16 protein-coding genes are annotated in these 21,318 nt (G+C 42.9%); 4 read left to right on the top strand and 12 right to left on the bottom strand.

Annotated elements, in window-relative coordinates; all coding sequences use genetic code 11:
* Positions 1 to 27: 27 nt before the first annotated feature.
* The 6 genes from gldG to AC59JO_RS11115 all read right to left on the bottom strand — a co-directional run bounded on the left by gldG (position 28) and on the right by AC59JO_RS11115 (position 6,579).
* Positions 28 to 2,424, bottom strand: a complete 2,397-nt coding sequence (gene gldG, locus AC59JO_RS11140) for a gliding motility-associated ABC transporter substrate-binding protein GldG (RefSeq protein ID WP_497305343.1) — start codon at positions 2,422 to 2,424, stop codon at positions 28 to 30.
* Between the two features lie 332 nt (positions 2,425 to 2,756).
* Positions 2,757 to 3,365, bottom strand: coding sequence for a hypothetical protein (locus AC59JO_RS11135; protein ID WP_413666281.1), 609 nt, complete (start codon positions 3,363 to 3,365; stop codon positions 2,757 to 2,759).
* A 74-nt stretch (positions 3,366 to 3,439) separates the two neighbouring features.
* Complete coding sequence (locus AC59JO_RS11130; RefSeq protein ID WP_497305340.1) at positions 3,440 to 3,949, bottom strand: hypothetical protein; 510 nt, start codon at positions 3,947 to 3,949, stop codon at positions 3,440 to 3,442.
* A gap of 101 nt (positions 3,950 to 4,050) precedes the next feature.
* Positions 4,051 to 4,554: an outer membrane beta-barrel protein gene (locus AC59JO_RS11125; protein WP_413666279.1), complete on the bottom strand. Its 504-nt coding sequence runs from the start codon at positions 4,552 to 4,554 to the stop codon at positions 4,051 to 4,053.
* A gap of 193 nt (positions 4,555 to 4,747) precedes the next feature.
* Positions 4,748 to 5,455 (bottom strand): ATP-binding cassette domain-containing protein, encoded by a 708-nt coding sequence (locus AC59JO_RS11120; protein ID WP_091213445.1) that lies wholly within the window; start codon positions 5,453 to 5,455, stop codon positions 4,748 to 4,750.
* Between the two features lie 458 nt (positions 5,456 to 5,913).
* A complete protein-coding gene (locus AC59JO_RS11115) occupies positions 5,914 to 6,579 on the bottom strand; it encodes an FAD-binding oxidoreductase (protein ID WP_413666278.1) in 666 nt (221 codons plus the stop codon).
* 1,100 nt (positions 6,580 to 7,679) lie between these two features.
* On the opposite strand from AC59JO_RS11115, the gene AC59JO_RS11110 reads away from it, so the two are divergent.
* The 4 genes from AC59JO_RS11110 (at position 7,680) to AC59JO_RS11095 (ending at position 12,389) form a co-directional block, all read left to right on the top strand.
* Positions 7,680 to 9,161 carry a glycine--tRNA ligase gene (locus AC59JO_RS11110; protein ID WP_413666277.1) on the top strand — a complete coding sequence of 494 codons (1,482 nt, stop codon included), beginning with the start codon at positions 7,680 to 7,682 and terminating at the stop codon, positions 9,159 to 9,161.
* A gap of 45 nt (positions 9,162 to 9,206) precedes the next feature.
* Positions 9,207 to 10,553: an AAA family ATPase gene (locus AC59JO_RS11105; RefSeq protein ID WP_413666276.1), complete on the top strand. Its 1,347-nt coding sequence runs from the start codon at positions 9,207 to 9,209 to the stop codon at positions 10,551 to 10,553.
* Positions 10,540 to 11,130, top strand: coding sequence for a hypothetical protein (locus AC59JO_RS11100; RefSeq protein ID WP_413666275.1), 591 nt, complete (start codon positions 10,540 to 10,542; stop codon positions 11,128 to 11,130). The genes AC59JO_RS11105 and AC59JO_RS11100 overlap by 14 nt, the downstream gene beginning before the upstream one ends.
* Before the next feature lie 155 nt (positions 11,131 to 11,285).
* Entirely contained in the window at positions 11,286 to 12,389 is a 1,104-nt protein-coding gene (locus AC59JO_RS11095) for an AI-2E family transporter (RefSeq protein ID WP_413666274.1), read from the top strand.
* A gap of 171 nt (positions 12,390 to 12,560) precedes the next feature.
* Here the strand turns inward: AC59JO_RS11095 and AC59JO_RS11090 are convergent, their stop codons facing one another.
* The 6 genes from AC59JO_RS11090 to ligA form a co-directional block, all read right to left on the bottom strand.
* Entirely contained in the window at positions 12,561 to 13,889 is a 1,329-nt protein-coding gene (locus tag AC59JO_RS11090) for a M16 family metallopeptidase (RefSeq protein WP_413666273.1), read from the bottom strand.
* Between the two features lie 20 nt (positions 13,890 to 13,909).
* On the bottom strand, positions 13,910 to 15,289 hold the full coding sequence (locus AC59JO_RS11085) for a M16 family metallopeptidase (RefSeq protein ID WP_413666272.1): 1,380 nt from the start codon (positions 15,287 to 15,289) through the stop codon (positions 13,910 to 13,912).
* Between the two features lie 133 nt (positions 15,290 to 15,422).
* The gene (locus AC59JO_RS11080; RefSeq protein ID WP_413666271.1) at positions 15,423 to 16,121 is read right to left on the bottom strand and encodes a hypothetical protein; all 699 of its coding nucleotides are present in this window, start codon (positions 16,119 to 16,121) and stop codon (positions 15,423 to 15,425) included.
* A gap of 269 nt (positions 16,122 to 16,390) precedes the next feature.
* The gene (locus AC59JO_RS11075; RefSeq protein WP_413666270.1) at positions 16,391 to 18,841 is read right to left on the bottom strand and encodes a DUF5686 and carboxypeptidase regulatory-like domain-containing protein; all 2,451 of its coding nucleotides are present in this window, start codon (positions 18,839 to 18,841) and stop codon (positions 16,391 to 16,393) included.
* 89 nt (positions 18,842 to 18,930) lie between these two features.
* Positions 18,931 to 19,161, bottom strand: coding sequence for a hypothetical protein (locus AC59JO_RS11070; protein ID WP_413666269.1), 231 nt, complete (start codon positions 19,159 to 19,161; stop codon positions 18,931 to 18,933).
* Positions 19,162 to 19,292: 131 nt separating this feature from the next.
* Complete coding sequence (gene ligA / locus AC59JO_RS11065) at positions 19,293 to 21,308, bottom strand: NAD-dependent DNA ligase LigA (RefSeq protein ID WP_497305335.1); 2,016 nt, start codon at positions 21,306 to 21,308, stop codon at positions 19,293 to 19,295.
* Positions 21,309 to 21,318 lie beyond the last annotated feature (10 nt).

Below are 21,318 nucleotides of genomic sequence, written 5' to 3'. Positions count from 1 at the left end.
GTAATTAATCTATCAAAAATAGAAAATTTAACGGGCATACTTTTGCCTGCGTAAATAATGTTGAAAAATAGCACATATTAACACTAAAACCAGCGGTGCAATGGTATTAACCAGCTGCCAGTACATTTTTTCGCTGCGGATGCGCGCCCTGTCCAATAGGCGGATCTTGATTTCCTTGGTACGCAGGGCTATCAGTCCCGAATCGTCGGTCATGTAATCGGCTATGTTAAGGAGCAGGTTTTTATTGCCGTAGGTTTGATGTGTATAATGATCATAACCTAAGGGATAAGGCGAGCCATCGCTGCCTACCTGGTTCTTTAAAACATCACCATCGCTTATCACTATCATTTTAGTGGGCACACTTTGCTGCTGTATGGCAACCTGCTCTTTAAGTCCTTCGGGGAGCGGGCGGTTTTGCCAATCGCTTACAAAACTACCTTCCAGCAATACGCCGGTTATTTTAGGCGTGCTTTGAAACTCTTTGGGATTGGGCTCCTGCTCTAAAGCCTGTAATGATAATATATGCGGGGCGGTTAGCTTTTTATTATAAGGCGATGAAGTTAGCAGCACCGTTTTGTTTACGTTTTTGGTATCGAGGATATCGATGGTACTTGCAAACTCGCTGCTGATACCATCTAAATTTTTTACTACCGGATGCTTGCTTAAGGGTATAAAAACCGGGTAATACAGCCATGGCAGCATCTGGATCTGCGCCTGCCCGCCAACATTGCCTGTACTGATAGGAATCTGCGAGCAATTCATATCAGCTATCAAATCGTAATTGATACGAATACCATAACGGAAAAGCTGATCATCCAGATTAAGCTGTTTGGGGAAAGCGAGCTGCTCGCCACCATGCCCGCGAAGACTATCGAGCTCGGCGCTTACCTGGTCTATAGCCCATAGCACCCGGCCTCCGTGCATGATGTACTGGTCGAGTTTGAATTTCTCTACCTCGCTGAACTTTTGATCGGGCTTGGCTATTACCAGTAATTTGATCTTTTGCAGATCGGCAAACGAAATGGCATTCAAATCAACCCGGCCTACCTGGAAACCTTCGGCAAGGGTTTTCATGGCGTCGTTCAGTTGCAGGTCGGTTAGTTCGTGGTGCCCTTCGGTAAAACCAATTTGCGGTCGGCCTCCGTTATCGGCCTTCTTTATGGCTGATGAAAATGCATACTCCAGGTTTTGGATAGAGTTGTTCAGCACTTCATCTGGCGAAAGACCTATCCTGCTCAGCAGCAGCTTCACCGGGATATCTTTCCCATCTGCCGATACCAGCGCTGATGGAAATATCAGCTTTTGTGATACACCATTATCTGTTTTAACGCTCAGGTTTGTTGGTTCAACACCTTCGACAGCCATATTCTGGATCACCTCGTTCTGCTGATCGTTATTTAAACCCTTCAGCGGGTCGCGAAACTCAAACTGAATCTTGCCGTGACTGTAAGCCTGTAAATCGCTCAGCATATCACGCGTGGCGCTTTGCAGGCGTTTAAATCCGCCCGGCAGGTTATCGCCCTGTAAGTAAACTACCACTTTTACTTTCTTAGGCAAGTTATCCATAATTTGCCTGCTGATTGGCGATATGGTATAACGCTTTTCGGCAGTAAAATCAAAACGGGTAAAAGTAAATGATGATAGTATCCCCAGAAAAACCAAAACTCCCAACACACTGATCATCACAGTACCGCCCAAGCCCTTCTGGCGCTGTTTTGCCAGCAAAAAAAGGGTCAGCCATATAAATATACCAGTGGTGATGATGAAATAAACCAGATCGCGGGTATCCAATACACCACGGCTTACCGAATCATAGTGCTGGGTGATACCTAAATTTTGCAAGCCCAGGTCCTGCAGGGATAACAGCTGACTGATTGAATCAAAGCCACTGTAAAAAAAGAAACACAGGAAAACGGATATCGTAAAGGCAATGATCTGGTTTTTGGTGATAGATGAAGTGAACAAACCTATCCCCACAAATACAGCACCCAATAAAAACAAACCAATATATGAACCTATTACAGCCCCGGTATCAATATTGCCATGCGGCATCCCTAATGCATTTACCGAATAGTAATAAACCAGTGTGGGCAGTAAGGCAAAAAGAACTATTAATAAACAGGCAAGGTATTTACCCAGTACTATTTCCCAATCTTTTAAAGGGCGGGTAAACAACAGCTCAAAGGTCCCCTCCTTACGTTCTTCGGCAAGGGAGCGCATGGTTATGGCTGGGATCAGGAACATGAACAGGTAAGGTGCAGTGCTGAACAGGCTTTCGAGCCCGGCATAGCCATATTCCAGGATGCTTGAATCGGGGAATACCCATAAAAACAAGCCCAGCACCAATAAAAACACACCGATAGTAACATAGGCCACCAGCGAACTGAGGTAGGATATTATTTCTTTTTTAAGGATGCTCAGCACGTTATAATATATTGTGTTAAGCGCCGAAATTACAACAATATTGCGCCAAAGCAAAGTGCAACGTTTGGATATCGGATTTCGGAATTTCGATTTCGGATTTATTTCTATGGCAGGCTTAAGCGTCCTCCGCTTGAACCGAAACTCAGGCAAGCGTCCACGCTTACGTTAAAGCGTAGCTCAAGCGAAGGATGCTTGAATTTGCGGAGACGCTTGAACTTACAGACAATCCACAACACTATTGCAATCTGCCGCTTAGTGCCAGCTACTAACCCGGTGTCCGTCCGTTTCGGGAACCACCACCTGCGGCCAAAAACCGGACAAGTTGCAAAACTCTAAAACCTATATTTATAAGTTACATTTAAACCCAGCTGACTGATAGGGTGATCATAATCGGTATTTTTATAACCACTTTCAAGCTGCAACCCAAAATCGAGCCCGTGATGAGGGCCAATTGGCACAACAGCCCCTGCCCCTCCTGCATAAATAAACGAGGTGCGAGCCCTGTTATTGATACTGAAAGCGCTGCCCGCTTCGGCATTTACATAAAAGTATTTTGTAAAGTAATATTTTAAGCCTGCAGTTACGGGCAGATAGGCATAAAGATCATGATAGCCATTATCGTAGAAAACGTTTGATGAGCCTGAATAGTTGGGGTTAAAATTTAAATATAAATACTGCGGGTTTGATTCGGTAAAAACCAAACCGGTGGCAGCTGTAAAGTGCAGGGTTTCGGTTATGGGTTTTTCCAGCTTAAGGTTAATGCTAAAACCGAGGTTTGTATTAAAGTCGGTGCCGTTATCCCTGCGGTAATCCATATTAAGCGGTACAATTATTTCAGAACCTGCGCTTAACGATGTTTGCTTGCCACGCTGTGCTTTAGCTGCAAATGAAAACACAATAAATAATAAAATTAGGAGGATGCAGATAGGTTTATCGGTCATATTATAAAGGTTGCAGGTGCTGTTTAACAATAATACGCCCTTCGGCAATATATCGCTACAAAAAACAAATATAATTACCTGCCAAACCTATAAGCAAGTCTGATAGCTGTTTGCTGTAAGGTATGGGCCGACCAACTCTCGTACCTCAGTCCTAATTCAAAATTACGGCTATCTGTGCCCGTAGGAATCATAATGGCCGGACCAAGGGAAAAGGCAAACAGCTTGCGCTCATCATAATTAAGTTCAATAGCACTACCCGCTTCGGCTTCCAAAAACACGCCCGAACCTACGTTATACCTTACCCCTGCTTTTAAGGGTACAAAAATATCGCCGCCCGAATGGCCATTGTTAAACGGAGAATCTTTACGAAAAAAACTACTGAACCCTGCCGTAAGCGTCAAACTTACCGGGCTTAGCACCGGCTGTTCTAACTTAAGCGATGCACCAACACCTACATTATACAGGCTTCGGGATGGGATACCAAACTCAACACCGGCACTAAAAGCGGTAGACGGTTTAGGTACATCCTGGGCATAGATTTTAAAAGCAGGAAAAATAAGGAGCAGCAATAACAGTTTTTTCATACCGCGCCGAAGATACTATATTGATCTGCCTATAACGATGAAGATATTATTAAAAAAGGCCGTTCCCTTTTGGAAACGGCCCCCTATGCTAATTAAAATATTTAAAATTTGAATGCTACCCGCAGCGCTACCTGGCTTACAGTGCCATCGTGCGACCAGCCTTCGTAACGTACGCCAGCTTCCAGTCCACCGGCAAAGCTATAACCTACGCCCGGAGCGTAAGCAAATCCGGTACCGCCGCCACTTTCGGTGCTGAATACAGCGCCTAACTGACCTTCTGCAAAAAAGGCATCGTCAAAAAAGTATTTAATACCCGCTTTAACCGGAATAAATCCTTCGCCCGATTTGTTTAAAAAATCTTTAACCTCACTTTTATACAAAAAGCGGGTATAACCAGCCGAACCAGTTAAATACAAATGATCGGCAATAGGATGATCATACTTAAGTGATCCACCAATGGCAAAATTTGAAATGTTGTGCGTGTCGCCAACCGGTAAGCCGGCTTCAACACCTATACTAAATTTGCCTCCATCTGATGATGATTGTGCGTGGGCCGCTACGGCCATGAAGCCTAAAAAGGCTAATGATAAAAGTAGTTTTTTCATATAACAATAATGTAATAAAGGTTGGCAAGGCGGGGTACCTCCGCTTCGCCGGGTTTGCTTATATAGATGCAATAAACCGGCACTTCGTTACAAAAAATGTTAAAAAATATTAAATGGGTAATAGTTAGGTGTAATAATAACAAAAAACGATTATTTCACCACATCCTTTCGGGTATGAAGAATGACGTGTTTTTTAATTATTGGTTAGACTAATAAACACCTCCTCGAGCGACTTACCGCCATTGTTTTTCCGGAGCTGCTGCAGGGTATCGTTGGCTACAATAGTACCCTTATTAATGATGATCACCTGACTGCATACCGCCTCAACCTCCTGCATAATATGGGTTGACAGTACGATGGTTTTGGTTTTGCCAAGGTCGAGAATTAACTGACGGATGCCGATCAGTTGGTTAGGATCGAGACCGGAGGTTGGCTCATCCAGTATCAGTACTTCGGGATCATGCAGCATGGCCTGCGCCAGTCCTACCCTTTGACGATAGCCTTTTGATAGCTGCCCAATCTTTTTATGCTGCTCGGGGCCGAGGCCTGTTTGTTCAATGATATCGGCAATACGTTTGGCAGGCTCATGAATTTTATGGATGCCTGCAACAAAACCCAACGATTCTTTAACATACATATCAGTGTACAATGGGTTGCTTTCAGGCAGGTAACCGATGCGGCGTTTAACCTCAAGAGGCTGCTTAGCCACGTCAAACCCACATACCGATGCCGTACCCGATGTTTGCGGAATAAAACCTGTAAGGATTTTCATGGTGGTTGATTTACCTGCACCGTTAGGGCCCAAAAAGCCCAATACACCGGGCTGCGCAGTAAAACTAATGCCATCAACAGCCTTTTGTACGCCGTAAACCTTGGTTAATGCCTCAACACTGATACTCATGGCTGTAAAAATATGCTTTAGATATGAGATGTGGGGTATTAGATATGAGATTTGAGACCTGAGATTTGAGATTTGGCGGATGTCGGGAAAAGAGTAGCACAGTGTTGATGGACGAAAGGTCGACATCTGTCCGTCCGTTCAGGGAGGTGAAAACCTGCGGACAGTCCCCGGGACTATTAGTCTACTAAAATTCATATGAATGTCATTCCGACAATTTTTTGCTACCACTGGACAACATATCGTTTGTAAAAAACGTATTACAATCGTGTAGCTTATAAAGCCTGTCCGCCTGCTGTCGGACTATGTGATTCCCCCGGACGGACGGACAGTACAGTTTTATAAATGCTGACTAAATAATAAAGGTGTTTTGCAGAGGCGCACCACATGTGTCTGTAATATGCAGGGATAACATGCAAGACAAAGCATAGAAGACCGCACGTGATGCGTCTCCGCATAAACTACCTTTCAAATACAACGGAGTCACTATCAGCTCCGAGTTGCCCTAATATGTCGCTGAGTTCAGCAACCATAGCGTCAGGGCCGCATATGTAAAAATGCTTTGAGAAATCTTTTATTTCGGCTTTCAGAAAATCAGCATCAATACGCCGGTTATCATACATACTATCTTTTTGACCAGTAATAACGAAATGCGCGTTTGCACCAAGCATGCTTTTCAGCTCATCGCTCAAAATAATATCCTTATCAGTTTTGTTAGAAAATATAAGCCTGTTATCGCCTATTGCGCCATCCTTATTTAATTGCCTCAGTATAGCCAAAAATGGCGTAATACCTGCACCACCTGCAATAAAGTAACCGGCACCTTTGTATTCAATAGCACCCCAAACATCACGAATAATAAGCTCATCGCCTTCCTTAACCTTGCTTAGCTGGTTGGTTACACCATCGTGATCGGTATAGGTTTTAATCGTAAATTCAAGGTAATCATCATCGTTAAGGCAGGTAAAGGTGAAAGGACGTGTTTCCTCACGCCAACCCTCCTTATTGATTGATAACTCAGTAGCCTGCCCAGGTATAAAGCTATAACCGGCAGGTTTTTCAAGCCTGAATTGCCTCACATTGTGGGTAACGTATTTTGCAGAGAGTATTTTAACGATTTGTTCCATTTGTGATCGGTATCGTAGGCTTAATACAATAATAATGCAAAACAGCCAATAGTTTATAACTATTGGTAATAATTGTAAATGGTTTACAAATTATGAGAAACAGTTGACCGAATAACTGGATATTGAGACATTATATCCTGCAAAATCAATAAACCCCCAAATAACTATTGAGTGATAGTAGCAAGGAATTGTACGGTTTACAGAACCATGTGTATAGTTAAGGATTGTTAAACAAGCTCAATCAAGTAAAGAATCTGTCTTTAAATAACACCTGCCTTGCGTGTTTTTAGCAAAAATGATGTTTTTAGAAAATACCCCTCCAATAGCTAATATTTATATATTGCTTTGAAAGGAAGCGGATGCTGCCGATCTGTAGAAGATGTGGAGATACACGATTTCGGATGTGGGTGTCCGTCCGTCCGGGGGAACGGATATGGGCGAACAAAAGCGGACAAGCTTTATTCAAGATTATAACCCGACATACAAATATAAAGAAATTTCTTTAATTTAAAGAATCAATCACAACATTGGGTGTCCGTCCGTCCAAAGATGCCTATCCCCTGGACGGACGGACACCCTGCCATCCAGGCAATTCCGAAATCAAACTCATTTGTGTCCCATCAGGGTCTCTCGTAGATTTAAGTTAACCCACAAAATTCACCAATCTGAAAGTTCAACAGTAGGCACCTACGGAGCCAAAAAAAGCCTTCTTTTAATGCTATAAACACGTGGCCCCGCTGGGGCCGGCAAGGTTTTACAAGGTAATCAGGTATTAATTGAGATGCTTAAGGACAGATGCACCAGAGGTGCAAAAGGTTTGTAGCATAAAAAGTATAGAAATACCCTTTGCCCCCTCTGGGCAAAACAGAACGCCTTGCTGATTAAACGGCAAAACAATTTTGTGGGCTAACTTAAACTCGTAGAGGCCCCTGATGTTCTGCTGTAACGGCAGACTATTATATAACGTGCGAAAAGCAGGCGTACCTGCTTGGTGAAGCCATCAGGGTCCTCTGCGATAGACCCTGATGGAACGTTAAATCAAACTAAATCCGAAATCGAAATTCCCAATTCCGAAATCAAAAATTATCTTTGCAGCTATTATGAGCAAATCAACCGACGAACTTTTTAAAAATGTTATATCGCACGCCAAAGAATATGGCTTTGTTTTCCCTTCCAGCGAGATTTATGATGGCTTAAGTGCAGTTTATGATTACGGCCAAAACGGTGCCGAACTCAAAAACAACATCAAAACTTACTGGTGGAAAGCTATGGTGCAAATGAATGATAACATTGTGGGTATCGATTCGGCCATATTTATGCACCCTAAGATCTGGAAAGCAAGCGGTCACGTTGATGGCTTCAGCGATCCGATGATCGATAATAAAGACTCAAAAAAACGCTACCGCGCCGATCAGTTACTGGAAGATAAAATAGCCAAATACGATAACGAAGGCAAAACCGATAAGGCAGAAAAACTACAGCACGATATGGATGAGGCCCTTAAAGCCGAAGACCTGCCGCGCCTGCGCGATCTGATCATTGAGCACGAAATTGCCTGCCCTGTAAGCGGTACCCGCAACTGGACAGAAGTGCGCCAGTTTAACCTCATGTTCAGCACCCAGATGGGCGCTGTTGCTGATGATGCAGATACTATCTACCTGCGTCCCGAAACTGCTCAGGGTATCTTCGTAAACTACTTAAACGTGCAAAAATCGGGCAGGATGAAAATCCCTTTCGGTATTGCGCAAATTGGTAAGGCTTTCCGTAACGAGGTTATTGCCCGTCAGTTCATTATCCGTATGCGCGAGTTTGAACAAATGGAGATGCAATTCTTCGTTCGCCCCGGCACTCAAAAAGAATGGTTTGACCAGTGGAAGGAAGCCCGCTTAAAATGGCACCTTGCTTTGGGTACCGATGCCGCAAAATATCGCTACCATGAGCACACCAAACTGGCTCATTACGCCGATGCTGCTTATGATATTGAGTTTGAATTTCCGTTTGGCTTTAAAGAGGTTGAAGGCATCCACAGCCGTACCAATTTCGACCTGAGCCAGCACCAGGAGTTCTCAGGCAAAAAAATGCAATACTTTGACCCGGAGGTTGATCCTGAAACAGGTAAACCATACGGTAACTATATCCCTTACGTAATTGAAACATCAATAGGTTTAGACAGGATGTTCCTGCTTACCATGATCAACGCTTACGAAGAGGAAGACCTGAGCACCGAAGAGAAACAAGACAGCCGTACCGTGTTACGCCTGCACCCTTGCCTGGCACCGGTGAAAGCTGCTATTTTCCCGCTTACTAAAAAAGATGGTCTGCCGGAGAAAGCCCGCGAGATCATGGATAAACTGAAGCTTGATTTCAATATCCAGTACGAGGAAAAAGATGCCATCGGTAAACGCTACCGCCGTCAGGATGCCATAGGTACGCCTTTCTGCATCACTGTAGATCATCAGACATTAGAAGATAATACCGTAACCATCCGCCACCGCGACAGCATGGCCCAGGAGCGCGTAGCTGCCGATCAGTTGGATAAGATCATTGGCGATCTGGTGAGCTGGAGGAATGTGTTGAGTTAATATTGATGAATTGACGGTTTAATTAATATAGTGTAACTTGAGGATATGAAATTATTAGGCATTTACCTATACGATTACCAACAATTTAAGAACTTCGAGCTTGATTTTACCTACCCTGCCGGGCATGAAAAAGCCGGACAGGCCTTGGATAAGGTTTGTTTTATTGGGAGGAATGGGACAGGTAAAACAACTCTACTTACCTTAATTTATCATAACATACACTTATTACTTGCTAATTCAGGCATCAGTGTAATTTTTAAAATTGAGCTACAAGGAACTAAATTATACGTATTGAAATCAACTGTAGATCATTACTGTGTATTTAATGAAAACATAATCGGTATTAATAATTGGAAAAAGAAATATTTCGATAATCCATTAAAATTCGTAAAAGATTATTCTTTATTTAAATATAACAATACAGATGAAGTTCTTTCTAAAATACCCTTTGCTAAAAACTCATCTGACTTATTAATTTATGTCCCTTCTGAAAGTGATCACAACGCCTATTCTCAAATTAATGATGTTCCGCAAACATCGTTAAATGAAGCAATAAAACTTTTCGATTTATTTCCTTATGCACATCTGATATCAAACGATTCAATAAAAAATTTCTGGAACGTATTAACCTACCAAGTTAAAAAACGAGAAAATGATTTACGCGAATTTCAAAACCTTGATATAAATCTCGATAAAACAGTGAGGGAGGTACAGGAGGAATTTGAAAAAAACAACCCTAAAATACTTGATGAAATCGCCATTCTCTGGGACCGCATATTAAATAAGGCAAATTTAGAATTCGACAGCAAAAATGCCAGTAATCCAGTACAATTAAACGACAATTTAAAAGCATATATAAATATAAAAGGTGGGGGCCAACGGATTGGCTACAATCAGTTAAGCAACGGGATCAGAAATTTTATTTTCAGATTAGGGCATATATACTCCTTGTATTTTAACAGGGATATTCAAAACGGATTTCTTTTAATAGATGAACCCGAAAATAATCTGTATCCTGATTTTTTATACGGTTTGATAGAAACATATTTGGGCTTTATTAAAAATACTCAATTTTTTGTAGCCACTCATAGTCCCATTATTGCAGCTCAGTTTGAGTCTTACGAACGAATTATCTTAGATTTTAACGATGATGGAACCGTATATACCCGTACAGGAGAAACACCAATAGGTGATGATCCTAACGATTTATTGGTAAAAGATTTCAATGTGCGCAGCCTATTAGGCAAGGAAGGTATCAAAAAATGGGAGCGTTATATCGAACTCAAAAGAATAATACCTAAAGTTGCTGATGATCAGGAAAAAAGCCGGTTATTAGATGAATTTATGCAAATAGGTAACGATTACAACTTCTCTGGCAATGAGGTATTTTAGGAAGGAAAATACTTCGGCTATTGTTTCCGGGAACCTTAGTTACGAAAATGTTTCTGACAGAAATAAAATCCGCAAAGCATTAATAAAAGAACAAAGCGGGTTTTGTGCCTACTCTGAACGCTACATAAAACATACTGATAGCGTTGATATCGAGCATTTCGATCCCCGTGAAAAGAATACTACCAATGACGGCTATTATAACTGGTACGCTACCTTACATTGGCTAAATAGTCACAAACCCAAATTCATCGAACCGTTTCTGCCTATATTAATCCCTTACGATATTGATATAAAAGATAGAATAAAATACGAAGACGGCATTTTCGTTCCATTAAATGCTGATGATATCGAGGCACAAAATCTCATTGATTTTTTAGGCGTAAACAAAGCCGAAGTATACTCTGATCGCGCTAAGCATATTAATAGGATAAGAACGTTAAAAGCCCTATGCGCCGATAACGATTTGTTTCTCCGTAAAATGATAGAAGATCAGGACAATTTAAGTTTTGCAACTGCTCTTGAAAGTGTTTTTGAATTAGATGTTGATGATTTGATTGAAAAATCTTTAGCGTTATAAGTCGCATGTTCCCCCCGTCCACTCCCCGTCCAAAACTACCCTTACTCCCCTATCTGGACGGACACCCCAATCCAATCCACCTAAAAACTGCTTAATTATCAGCAACGCAAACAATTGCCTGTCTTGTTCCTTATCGCTTACAAAGTCCTGCTCACATGCCTGCTGTTAAAGAATATCCCTTTTACCTAAAAAGTACCGTTATACTTTTCGGGTTAATTTTATTGGTTTATGTGTTTGCCCAACTGGCAGATGTTATGATCCCCCTGGCGTTTGCCGCGTTTATAGCTATTTTACTTAACCCGGTAAGTAACTGGCTGGAAGAACGGAAGGTGCCCAAGATATTAGCCATATGTTTAGCTATGCTGCTTGGGGCTGTTTTGTTAGCTGGGCTGTTCTATTTCCTCTCTACCCAGATCATCCAGTTCGGCGACTCGCTGCCCATGCTTAAAAAGAAATTTGGTGAACTGTTTATTACCTTTAAAGATTGGGTTGCCACCACCTTCAACTATCCCGTTCAAAAGCAGGACCAGCTTATTAAAGATGCCATGGATAACAGCCAGGCGATGGTTGGGCGTACGCTGGGTAACGTGCTAAGCACATTCGGCCTGTTGTTTGTTTTACCCGTGTATATATTCCTGATTTTGTTTTATAAAGTACTGATCCTTAATTTCCTGTTCGAGGTTTTTTCTGAAGAGAACTCCAAACAGGTTGCCGAGGTGCTGAAAGAAACCAAATCGGCCATACAAAGCTATATACAAGGTTTATTGATCGAGATGCTTATAGTAGCCATCATGAACTCGGCAGCATTAGTGTTGTTAGGCGTTAAGTATGGCATTCTGATAGGCGTAATAGGCGCTATCCTTAACCTGTTGCCTTACATTGGAGGTATCATAGCCATAGCCCTGCCCGTGTTAATGGCAACGGTAACTAAGGATGGCTACAGCACACAATTAGGGGTGATCGTCGCCTACCTGGTGATCCAGTTTATTGATAACAATATCCTTGTGCCGCGCATTGTATCATCAAAAGTGCAGATCAATGCGTTAATATCCATCGTAGTAGTATTACTGGGCAACATGCTCTGGGGCCTGTCGGGCATGTTCCTGTCCATCCCTTTTGTAGCGGTACTCAAAATCATTTTCGACAGGATTGATACCCTCAAACCATGGGGCAAACTCCTGGGCGATACCGTACCCACCAAACCCAAAGGCCCCGGCTGGAGCAGGACGAGGAAGAAAGCCGTGCTGCCGGAGGAATAGTTCATTGGTTCATTGGTTCATTGGTTCATTGGTTCATTGGTTCAACAGGGCGCAGACCTGTCTTAATATAAATGCAAAAGGCCCGAAATAAAATTCCGAGCCTTTTTTATCTTCAATAGATTCATCACCATAAAAGACCAATGAACTAATGAACAAGTGAACTAATGAACCTTAATGCATCACCGGGTTATCGCCATTATGCAGTGTACCGTTGATGTATAGTGTTTGGTTTACCTTTTTAGGATCGCCCTGGTATACCCATACAATGTTGTTGATGTACTTGCGGAAGGCGTTGCTCACGTCATCTGCAGTTAGTTTCTTTACGTCATCAACCATGGTTAACGAACGTTTCCAGTTATCATGCAATACTTCGTTGGCTGCTATTGAGGATGCCTGTGCGCTGTTGGTTTCGTTTTTATAGTAGAAACCGGTAAGGTAGGTAACCTTCATGTCGGCTACATCATCGGCTTTAAAGCCCTCACGTTTAATTTTGTCAACCAGTTTATCAAATACGGCAATGTATTTATCAGGTTCGGTGGTAGATACCGAGAAACGGGCAGTTGACGTTTGACCGGCGCTGAACCATGCCTGCGGCGCGTATGATAGGCCGTTGTTGGTACGTACCTCTAAAAAGTGCATGTTCGAGAAAATGCGCATAGCTACGTTAAAGGCGTTAAAATCGGGCGTACCTGCAGCAGGGCCGCTGGCAATACCTTCTACATAATTGGTAGCCAGGTCACGTTTTTCAACATTGATGCTGTTTTTGTCGGCCCTGAAAGTTGATTTCTTGAAGGCAAAAGCCGGGCCTTGTTTAATACCGCTCAGCATAGCTTTTACTTTGCTTTCGATAGCAGCCTGATCCAAATCGGCAACCACAACAATCACCAGGCGCGATTTAGTTAGTATCGACTGATAATAAGCCTTGGTTTCGGCAGGGGTTAAGGCAGTAACAATAGCTACGGTTCCGCTTGGGTCTTTAGCGTAGTTGGTGCCGGCAAATGCAACCTTATCGGCATACTTATCAATAGCATTATCAGGCTGTGAATCTTCCTGCTTAATGTTGTTAATGGCATCCTGCTTAATACGGGCAAACTCTTTTTCGTCAAATTTAGGCTGGGTTATAGCCTCAACATATAAAGGCCAAACCACATCAAAATCGCCTTTAATACAGTTCATGCGCACTACCGAGTAGTTTTTGTTGCTGCTGCCGTATACAGTGGCGCTTACCTTATCCAGCTCATCTTTAAAGCTGTTTTTATCGTGCTTTAAGGTGCCGCACTCAGTAAGGGCACTCATCGCCAGCGATTCGATACCTGCTTTTGTAGCCGGGTAGTTTTGTACGCCACCCTTTATAATGGTTTGGATCTCCACAATATCATTACCGCTTGGCTGTACAATAACCTTTACGCCATCTACCGTGGTTTCATAGGCCTGTTTTTGCGCCTTTGCTGTATTTCCTATAGCCGCTGCTACCAGCAGGGCAATTATATATTTTTTCATCATGATGAGGTAGTTTTAAATTACTTGGCTGCAAAAAATGAAGCCGCGTTTACTGTTTTATTTAACTCAGGCGCTATGATCAAACCGGCAGCGTATGGCTTGCCAATGATGTAAGTTTCCAGGTACTTTTTAATATCGGCACGGGTAACTTTCTGATAGTTTGCATCCAGATCGGTATAAAAGTTAAACGAGGTACTGCACCACTGGTAGCTGATCTGGCTTGGTAATGATGACGGTTTTTCTTTAGCGTGGATGTCGTTACGGTGCAGGATAGCTTTAGCCGTAGCCATTTGCTCGTCGGTAAAGTAATCATCTTTGTTCCACATGCTTACCTGGTTCATGAGTTCGGTATAGCATTCTTTAAGCTTATTAGGGTTAGGTACCACAAAAATATCAATAGGGCCTACATAACGGCTTGTGGTGTAGTTTACATAAACACCACTGGCCAAACCTTTATCAACCAATGCCTGCTGTAGTTTTGATGAGTTTAAACCCACAATGGTCGAAAACACATCGGCAGTAACCGTACCGGCAGAATCTGTTGGGTATGAAGGGCCCTGCCAGGTAAACTCCATGTATGGTGTTTGGGCAATGGTAGCTTCCTTAACAAAATACTCGGGCTTGGTTAAAGGCTTAAATGCAGGGATAGGGAACTTGGTTTGCGGATCGAAACCACTGTTGGCCCAATCGCCAAAAATGCTTTCGGCAAGGGCAAAGGCATTGTCATGCTTAACATCACCGCAAATGGTAAGCAAGCTGTTATTAGGGAAATAATATTTATCCTTAATAATCATCATTTTTTCGGGCGTAGCCGTGTTGATCACTTCGTGGATACCGATAGGGTTTTTACGGGTGATAAGATCGCCCCAAAGCTTTTGCTGCATACCATACCAAAGCTGGAAACCCGGATCGCTTTCGGCACGCTGAAACTCGCCGTCAACCACAGGGCGCTCCTTCTTCATATCCTCCTCGCGGTAAATAGGGAAACGGATGGCAGCATTCATGAACTTTAAACCTGCTTTAAGACTATCCCTGTCAAAAGTAAAGAAGTAGTTTACGCGCTCGGTATTGGTGGTACCATTCCAGATAGCGCCAAGCTCCTGCGTGCGTTTTAAAAACTTCTCTTGTGTTGGATAGTCCTTATTGGCTTTAAAAAACATGTGCTCAAACAGGTGCGACAGGCCGCTATACTCCGGGCCCTCGGTATAAGCGCCGTTTTTAACAGCTATTTCGATGGTGGTTAAAGGCACTTTGCTGTTTTCAATCACCAGCACATCCAGCCCGTTTGGTAATGTTTTAAGGAAGTAGCCTTCGGGCAGCCTCACCTGGGCAGTAGCCAGGCAGGCACTAAATACCGCGGCTACGCTTAATGCAAAAAATTTGATAAAATTTCGGTTCATATATTTACAATATTTTTAACACTATAAATATATCGGTATAATCTCAAACAAATGAATGATTTAACCGCTTACCCCCAATTTTTTAACACCAAATTAAGCCTGTGGTGATTTTGGCACATTTGCAAACCGGCAATTAAATACCGGCTTTAATACTATTATAAGGCAGGCCCATATCATGTGCGGCGTATTGGGTAAGCACACTATCTTTTATGGTGATATAGTCGCCGGCCTGGCTTACATGCAGTTTTTCTATGCCATCGCGATTGTCGATGAGAGGTATAGTGCGCGATACTACAGTACCGGCGGTATCCAGCTCAATAATATAAGTTTCCTTTTTACCGCCAGCCATATCAGTAAAAGGCACAATAACGGTATGGTTATTATCATCAATAAACCTGCCTATGATATTTTTCCCATCCAGGTCGGCAGGGTTTAAGCCCAGCAGGTATTTAGCTTTCTCTGCCGATAAACCTATAATATTCAACCTCACAATATTACCATCAGCATCCTTAGTGGTATCCTGTATGGTAACTTTATCGCCCTGCGGATATTTAGCTACGGCGTAAAAGGTATTAGCGCCAGTACTTTTATCATTATGGCCCGGCAGTAAAAAGTTAAGTTGCAGGTTGCTGAGCTTGGCGCTGTCGGCTTTAATTTGTGAGGTGATGCTCAGCAGCTCGGCCCATTTAAGCCTGCCGTCTATTTTAACTGTAAGACTGGTAGCGGTATCTGATTTGGTAACCCTTGATATGGTATAATGCGGCACGTTCTTTTTAGTGCAGCTAAAAGCTACAAGCATGATTATAAAGCAGGGAAAGATATTCTTGATCATGCGGCAAAGTTAAACCGTTGATTTGAATTTAATGCTGGTGATTTTTGATTACGTTGATTTCGCTGATTATCTGTGGTTGGTTTTGAACACTGATTTTTAGGATTGAAGGATTACCCCAGTAGATTGCCCAAACCAAACTTACGAAGTTTTAAAAACTTCGTAAGTTTTCCTTATTCTACTTAACATAATGCCTTTCGCCTTTCGCCTTTCGCCTTTCGCCTTTCGCCTTTCGCCTTTCGCCTTTCGCCTTTCGCCTTTCGCCTTTCGCCTTAGAGACTCACTCCCAGCCTTATCGCTGATTTTGCCTCATTGCCTCCGTGATATGATACGCCGTACATGAGCCTGATATTGAGATATTGCAGGCCGAAGCCCAGTTCCATGTAGTTTTTAAGCGTAGGTGTGTACAGGTAATTTACATCCACAATCTCCTGCAATTTAAACTTGCGGATCAGCGGGAGCTTGTTGGTGATAAAGCCCGAAAAGTTGTGTTCAAAATGCCCTTCAATGTATTTATCAGGTGTGCTAAAATCATAATAATCCAGCAGCAGGAAGCGGTTTAACCTTGGTTTATATGATAATACCTCGTTGCCTGCAAAGTGAAAATAATCGGGAAAGTAAACGCTTTTGGCATTCAGAAATTTACCTGCACCTATAAAAAACGAACTGCTGCCATAAAAGCCCATGCTAATATCTGCTTTGGAGATATCAGCGCTGATCTTGTCATAGTTAACATCCGAGCCTAATACCTTACTGATGCCTTTGGTATAGTTTAGGCTGATGGTTGGATATTTTGATGGCAAATAACGCCTGCCCGAGGGATAGGTTTCATACCGGTTGCTGAAATCATAACTGGCCTGCAGGTTCACTGTGAGCGACTGGTTTTCGGAAAACAGGAGTGTATTATGATCAGGATCAAGCGGATTATTTGAATCAAACTGGTGGTCTTCAGTGTCAAAAATACTGAATGAGGCTGTGTTTAACAGGGCTTTACGGTTAGCCCATTCAACCGAGGCACCGCCTCGTAAACCACCCGTTACCCTGCCCGAAAGCGATGCCAATGCAAACTGCTTTTGATATAGCTTTTTAAAGTTTTGCTGGGAAAGCAAGCTATGAACCGTATTCACCAAGGTCGACATCGGGGCCTGGTTATTCAAATCAACCACATCCGATCCTCCGCTTAAACCCAACGTAAACCGCTGAATCATAGGTATGGCAACACCAGCCGAGCCGTTCAACAAATGATTGGCGAAACCATAGCGTACCTTACCATTCAACATAAAATAGCGGTTATTAACCGTATCAATCAGCTTGCTGTATGATGCGCCGTAGTCGAAAGCCAGGCCCTCTACCGTGTTATAAAGCAGCGAGCCGATGATCGGGTCGTAATGAAAATACTCCTTTTTATAGCGGTTGCGGGTATTGATGCCGGTGAAGAGCAGGTTTACCGGTTTAAATTTATTGTTGGCTTTATCAAGCGAGTCGAGGTATTCTTTCGATTCTCGCTTTTTGGCGAGTTTATCTTTATTGGTGTAATCGGTAACCTCTTCGGCAGTAAGCGGTATAGGGCGGGCCTGGTTCCAGTAAGCCGAATCTTTGCTGATGCCTTTGGTGATCCGGAGCACTTCGTTAAAATCAGCCTTATTTAAATCGGGATCAAGGCTGTAATTTTTATATATCGAGATAAAATACCCGCCCAGCTTAAAGCCAAACAAGCCTCCTGTAAATTCAAATTTAACAGATGATGTCATCCATACCTTTTCACTCACCGGGAAAAATTGCTGGTTAACTTTAAGCGTATCAACAAAATTAATATTAGCCTTTTTGGTGATGTAAAGTTGCAAACCATAAATACGCCAGCTATCATCCAAAATATAAATATATCCTTCAAAACATGGATCATGCGCCCGTTTGGGTATCACCTGGATCTTGTTGATGGTTTCACCATTCTCCACCGAAGTACCGATGTACTTATAGTTATAATAAAACAGGGCATTATCGGCAACCGGCGATACCAGCGGGCGGTTACTCATGCCCTGCCAGGTTTCGTAGTTCTGGTAAAAGTTAACCGCCATATCCGACGCCCGGTTAAAACTGAAGGCCCTGTTGCGGCCGGATACTTTTGATGATACCTGCTCCTCATGCACCTTATCGGGCCTGATAAAACTATATTTCGACTCCGATTCGGAAAGGTATACTATCCCTCTGCGGCTTGAGTCAAGCCCGGCTTCGCTGGTAGCCTTTTGCACATCAAAGCCCATAAAGGTTTTAGGGGCTGCCAAAAGCTTTTGCAGGCCTTTAATGTATATATCACAGGTATAGGCCTTTACTTCATTAAGATAGGTTTTACGTTTTTTTATAGCCTTGCGCATAATGGCGTAGGCGGGGTCTTCGCCTCCGGCGTGTACAGTGACATCCTTAAGCTGGTAAGTTTCGGTTTGCAGGCTGATATTGATTATCTGATTGGCGGCAAGGTCGACAACCCGGCTTTTCTGGGCATAGCCAACCGCCTTATATTGAATTTGGTATCTACCACTATTTAAATGCAGCAGGTACGCTCCCTCGCTGTTGGCCGACACTCCGGTAGTAGTGTTTTTTATAAATACAGATGCGAAAGGAACGGGCTTGCCATCTTCACTGGTTATTTTACCACTAATGCTAAACTGCTGGGCGTATGAGAAAAAATTAAGAAATAAAAATAGCGCTGTTAAGGCTTGCTTCATTTAGCAGAGATGTTTACCGCGCTAAGATGAAACTTATTAATTGATTGTTACAGCGTTAAATTGTTAAATAATGTAAAAAAGGCACCTGGTTAGGATGCCTTTTTCTTTGATATTTCTTTATTGCCAAGAGGTGCATGAACCTTGTTTTTGATATTCCAGTCCTTAATATCAACCAAACCAGGTTTTGTTTGATAATGCAATTTGCTTTTAGGGCACCTTACAATAAACTTACCCTTAACCTGTGTTATAACAGGCCTTTCTCCGCATTCTTTGCAGGGTTCACAAAAAATATTGGGTTGTATCGCTATAAATTTTTCCATAGTAAATCATTCGAACATAGTACGTTTAATTAATTATGGGGGCCACTTTCGGTAGTACAAAGTAAGCGATTTTTAGCTTGAGAAAATTTATTTTTCGCTCCAATGAACGAAATGAACAACGCAGATGCGTTTTATTTTATCAAACCCAGCAACTCATCATCGCTAATGATCGGTATGTTAAGTTTATTAGCTTTTTCCAGCTTTGCCGGGCCCATATTATCGCCTGCAACAAGGTAATTAAGCTTAGCCGAAATGCTGCTCAATATCTTGCCACCGTTTTGCTCAATAATATCTTTCAGCTCATCGCGCGAGAATTTTTCGAATGTACCGGAGATAATAAAGTTCATCCCGGCAAGCTTTTCGCTGGCCAATACAACTTCCTTTTCTTCGGCAATAAACTGCAGGCCCTGCTCCCTTAATTTTTGTATTTCCTGCCGGTGAATATCACCTGCAAAATACTCGGTAATGCTCTGGGCTATTCTTTCACCTATCTCTTCGGCGGCCGTCAATTCTTCAACAGAGGCTGCCATCAGCTTATCTATCGATTTAAAATGGAAGGCAAGCTTGCGGGCAACGGTTTCGCCTACATAACGGATGCCTAAGCCGAACAGCACTTTCTCGAAAGGCATTTTCTTAGATGCCTCGATACCTTCCAGCATGTTATTGATGGATTTTTCGCCAAAGCGGCCCATCTGCTTTAATTCGGCAGCATGGGTATGCAACTCATAGATATCGCTGATATGACTGATGAACCCTTTGTTGTATAAAGTTTCAATAGTTTCGTCACCCAAACCATCAATATTCATGGCCTTCCTGCCAATAAAATGCTGCATCTTGCCAACAATCTGCGGCGGGCAGCCTTCATCATTAGGGCAGTAAAATGCGGCTTCGCCTTCCTTGCGTTCAAGCGGGGTATCGCAAGCCGGGCAGGTGGTGCGGTAAACAACAGGCACTGCATCTGCTTTCCGTTTTTCGGGGTTTACGCTGATGATCTTAGGGATGATCTCGCCGCCTTTTTCAACAAAAACGGTATCCCCTTCATGCAAATCCAAACGGATGATCTCGTTGGCATTATGCAGCGTGGCGCGTTTAACCGTGGTGCCTGCAAGCAGCACCGGCTTTAAATTAGCAACCGGCGTAACGGCGCCCGTACGGCCAACCTGGTAACTTACTTCAAGCAGTTCGGTCTCTACCCTTTCGGCTTTAAATTTATAAGAGATAGCCCAGCGCGGCGATTTGGCAGTAAAGCCAAGCTCCTGCTGTTGTGAATAATTATTTACTTTAATAACGATACCGTCAATATCGTAGCTCAAATTAAAACGCTCCTTATCCCATTTACCAATAAAATCCAACACACAATTAATATCCGGGCAAAGCTCGCTATGTTCGTTAGTATGGAAACCCCAGGTTTTAACAGCCTGCAGGCTTTCCCAGTGGGTTTTAAACAATGGTTTTTCGGTGTACAGAAAATACAGGAAGCAATCCAGGGGGCGCTTAGCTACCTCTGCTGAGTCCTGCATTTTTACCGTGCCTGAGGCAAAATTACGTGGATTGGCATATGGCACTTCGCCGTTTTCAATACGCTCGTTATTTAGCCTGTCAAAAGCTTTACGGTGCATGAATACTTCGCCACGAATGTCGAAATAGGCAGGATATCCCTCGCCTTCATGTAAGCGCTTGGGTATGGTATGGATGGTTTTAATATTGGTGGTTACCTCATCGCCCTGTACACCATCGCCGCGGGTAACGCCGCGCACCAGTTTGCCATCTTCGTAGGTAAGGCTCATGCTTAAGCCATCAAACTTAAGCTCACACACGTACTCAAAATTATCACCAATGGCCTTGCGTACCCGTTGGTCGAAATCAAGCAGTTCCTGTTCGTTATAAGTATTACCTAACGATAGCATTGGCCAGCGGTGCCTTACAGTTACAAACTCTTTGGTGATATCCCCGCCTACCTTTTGTGTTGGCGAATCAGGATCGGCAAATTCAGGATATTCTTTCTCGAGCTTGTTAAGCTGCTCCAGTTTTTTATCAAAATCAAAATCAGAAATGGTTGGCATAGCCAGCACATAGTAGTTGTAATTGTGCTGTTTAAGTTCGGCGGTTAATGCCTCTATTTGTTTTTTTGCTTCAGCTGATGACATAGGTACGAAG

Source organism: Mucilaginibacter sp. A5337, from assembly GCF_059690695.1.
This window is presented reverse-complemented; position numbering and strand designations above follow the sequence as displayed.

Bases quoted from the DNA above. Each gene is read 5' to 3' on its own strand.
- AC59JO_RS11085 (WP_413666272.1), bottom strand. From the start codon at position 15,289: ATGAACCGAAATTTTATCAAATTTTTTGCATTAAGCGTAGCCGCGGTA.
- AC59JO_RS11110 (WP_413666277.1), top strand. From the start codon at position 7,680: ATGAGCAAATCAACCGACGAACTTTTTAAAAATGTTATATCGCACGCC.
- AC59JO_RS11125 (WP_413666279.1), bottom strand. From the start codon at position 4,554: ATGAAAAAACTACTTTTATCATTAGCCTTTTTAGGCTTCATGGCCGTA.
- AC59JO_RS11095 (WP_413666274.1), top strand. From the start codon at position 11,286: ATGCCTGCTGTTAAAGAATATCCCTTTTACCTAAAAAGTACCGTTATA.
- AC59JO_RS11100 (WP_413666275.1), top strand. From the start codon at position 10,540: ATGAGGTATTTTAGGAAGGAAAATACTTCGGCTATTGTTTCCGGGAAC.
- AC59JO_RS11105 (WP_413666276.1), top strand. From the start codon at position 9,207: ATGAAATTATTAGGCATTTACCTATACGATTACCAACAATTTAAGAAC.
- AC59JO_RS11080 (WP_413666271.1), bottom strand. From the start codon at position 16,121: ATGATCAAGAATATCTTTCCCTGCTTTATAATCATGCTTGTAGCTTTT.
- AC59JO_RS11090 (WP_413666273.1), bottom strand. From the start codon at position 13,889: ATGAAAAAATATATAATTGCCCTGCTGGTAGCAGCGGCTATAGGAAAT.
- AC59JO_RS11135 (WP_413666281.1), bottom strand. From the start codon at position 3,365: ATGACCGATAAACCTATCTGCATCCTCCTAATTTTATTATTTATTGTG.
- AC59JO_RS11120 (WP_091213445.1), bottom strand. From the start codon at position 5,455: ATGAGTATCAGTGTTGAGGCATTAACCAAGGTTTACGGCGTACAAAAG.
- ligA (WP_497305335.1), bottom strand. From the start codon at position 21,308: ATGTCATCAGCTGAAGCAAAAAAACAAATAGAGGCATTAACCGCCGAA.
- AC59JO_RS11070 (WP_413666269.1), bottom strand. From the start codon at position 19,161: ATGGAAAAATTTATAGCGATACAACCCAATATTTTTTGTGAACCCTGC.
- AC59JO_RS11130 (WP_497305340.1), bottom strand. From the start codon at position 3,949: ATGAAAAAACTGTTATTGCTGCTCCTTATTTTTCCTGCTTTTAAAATC.
- AC59JO_RS11075 (WP_413666270.1), bottom strand. From the start codon at position 18,841: ATGAAGCAAGCCTTAACAGCGCTATTTTTATTTCTTAATTTTTTCTCA.
- AC59JO_RS11115 (WP_413666278.1), bottom strand. From the start codon at position 6,579: ATGGAACAAATCGTTAAAATACTCTCTGCAAAATACGTTACCCACAAT.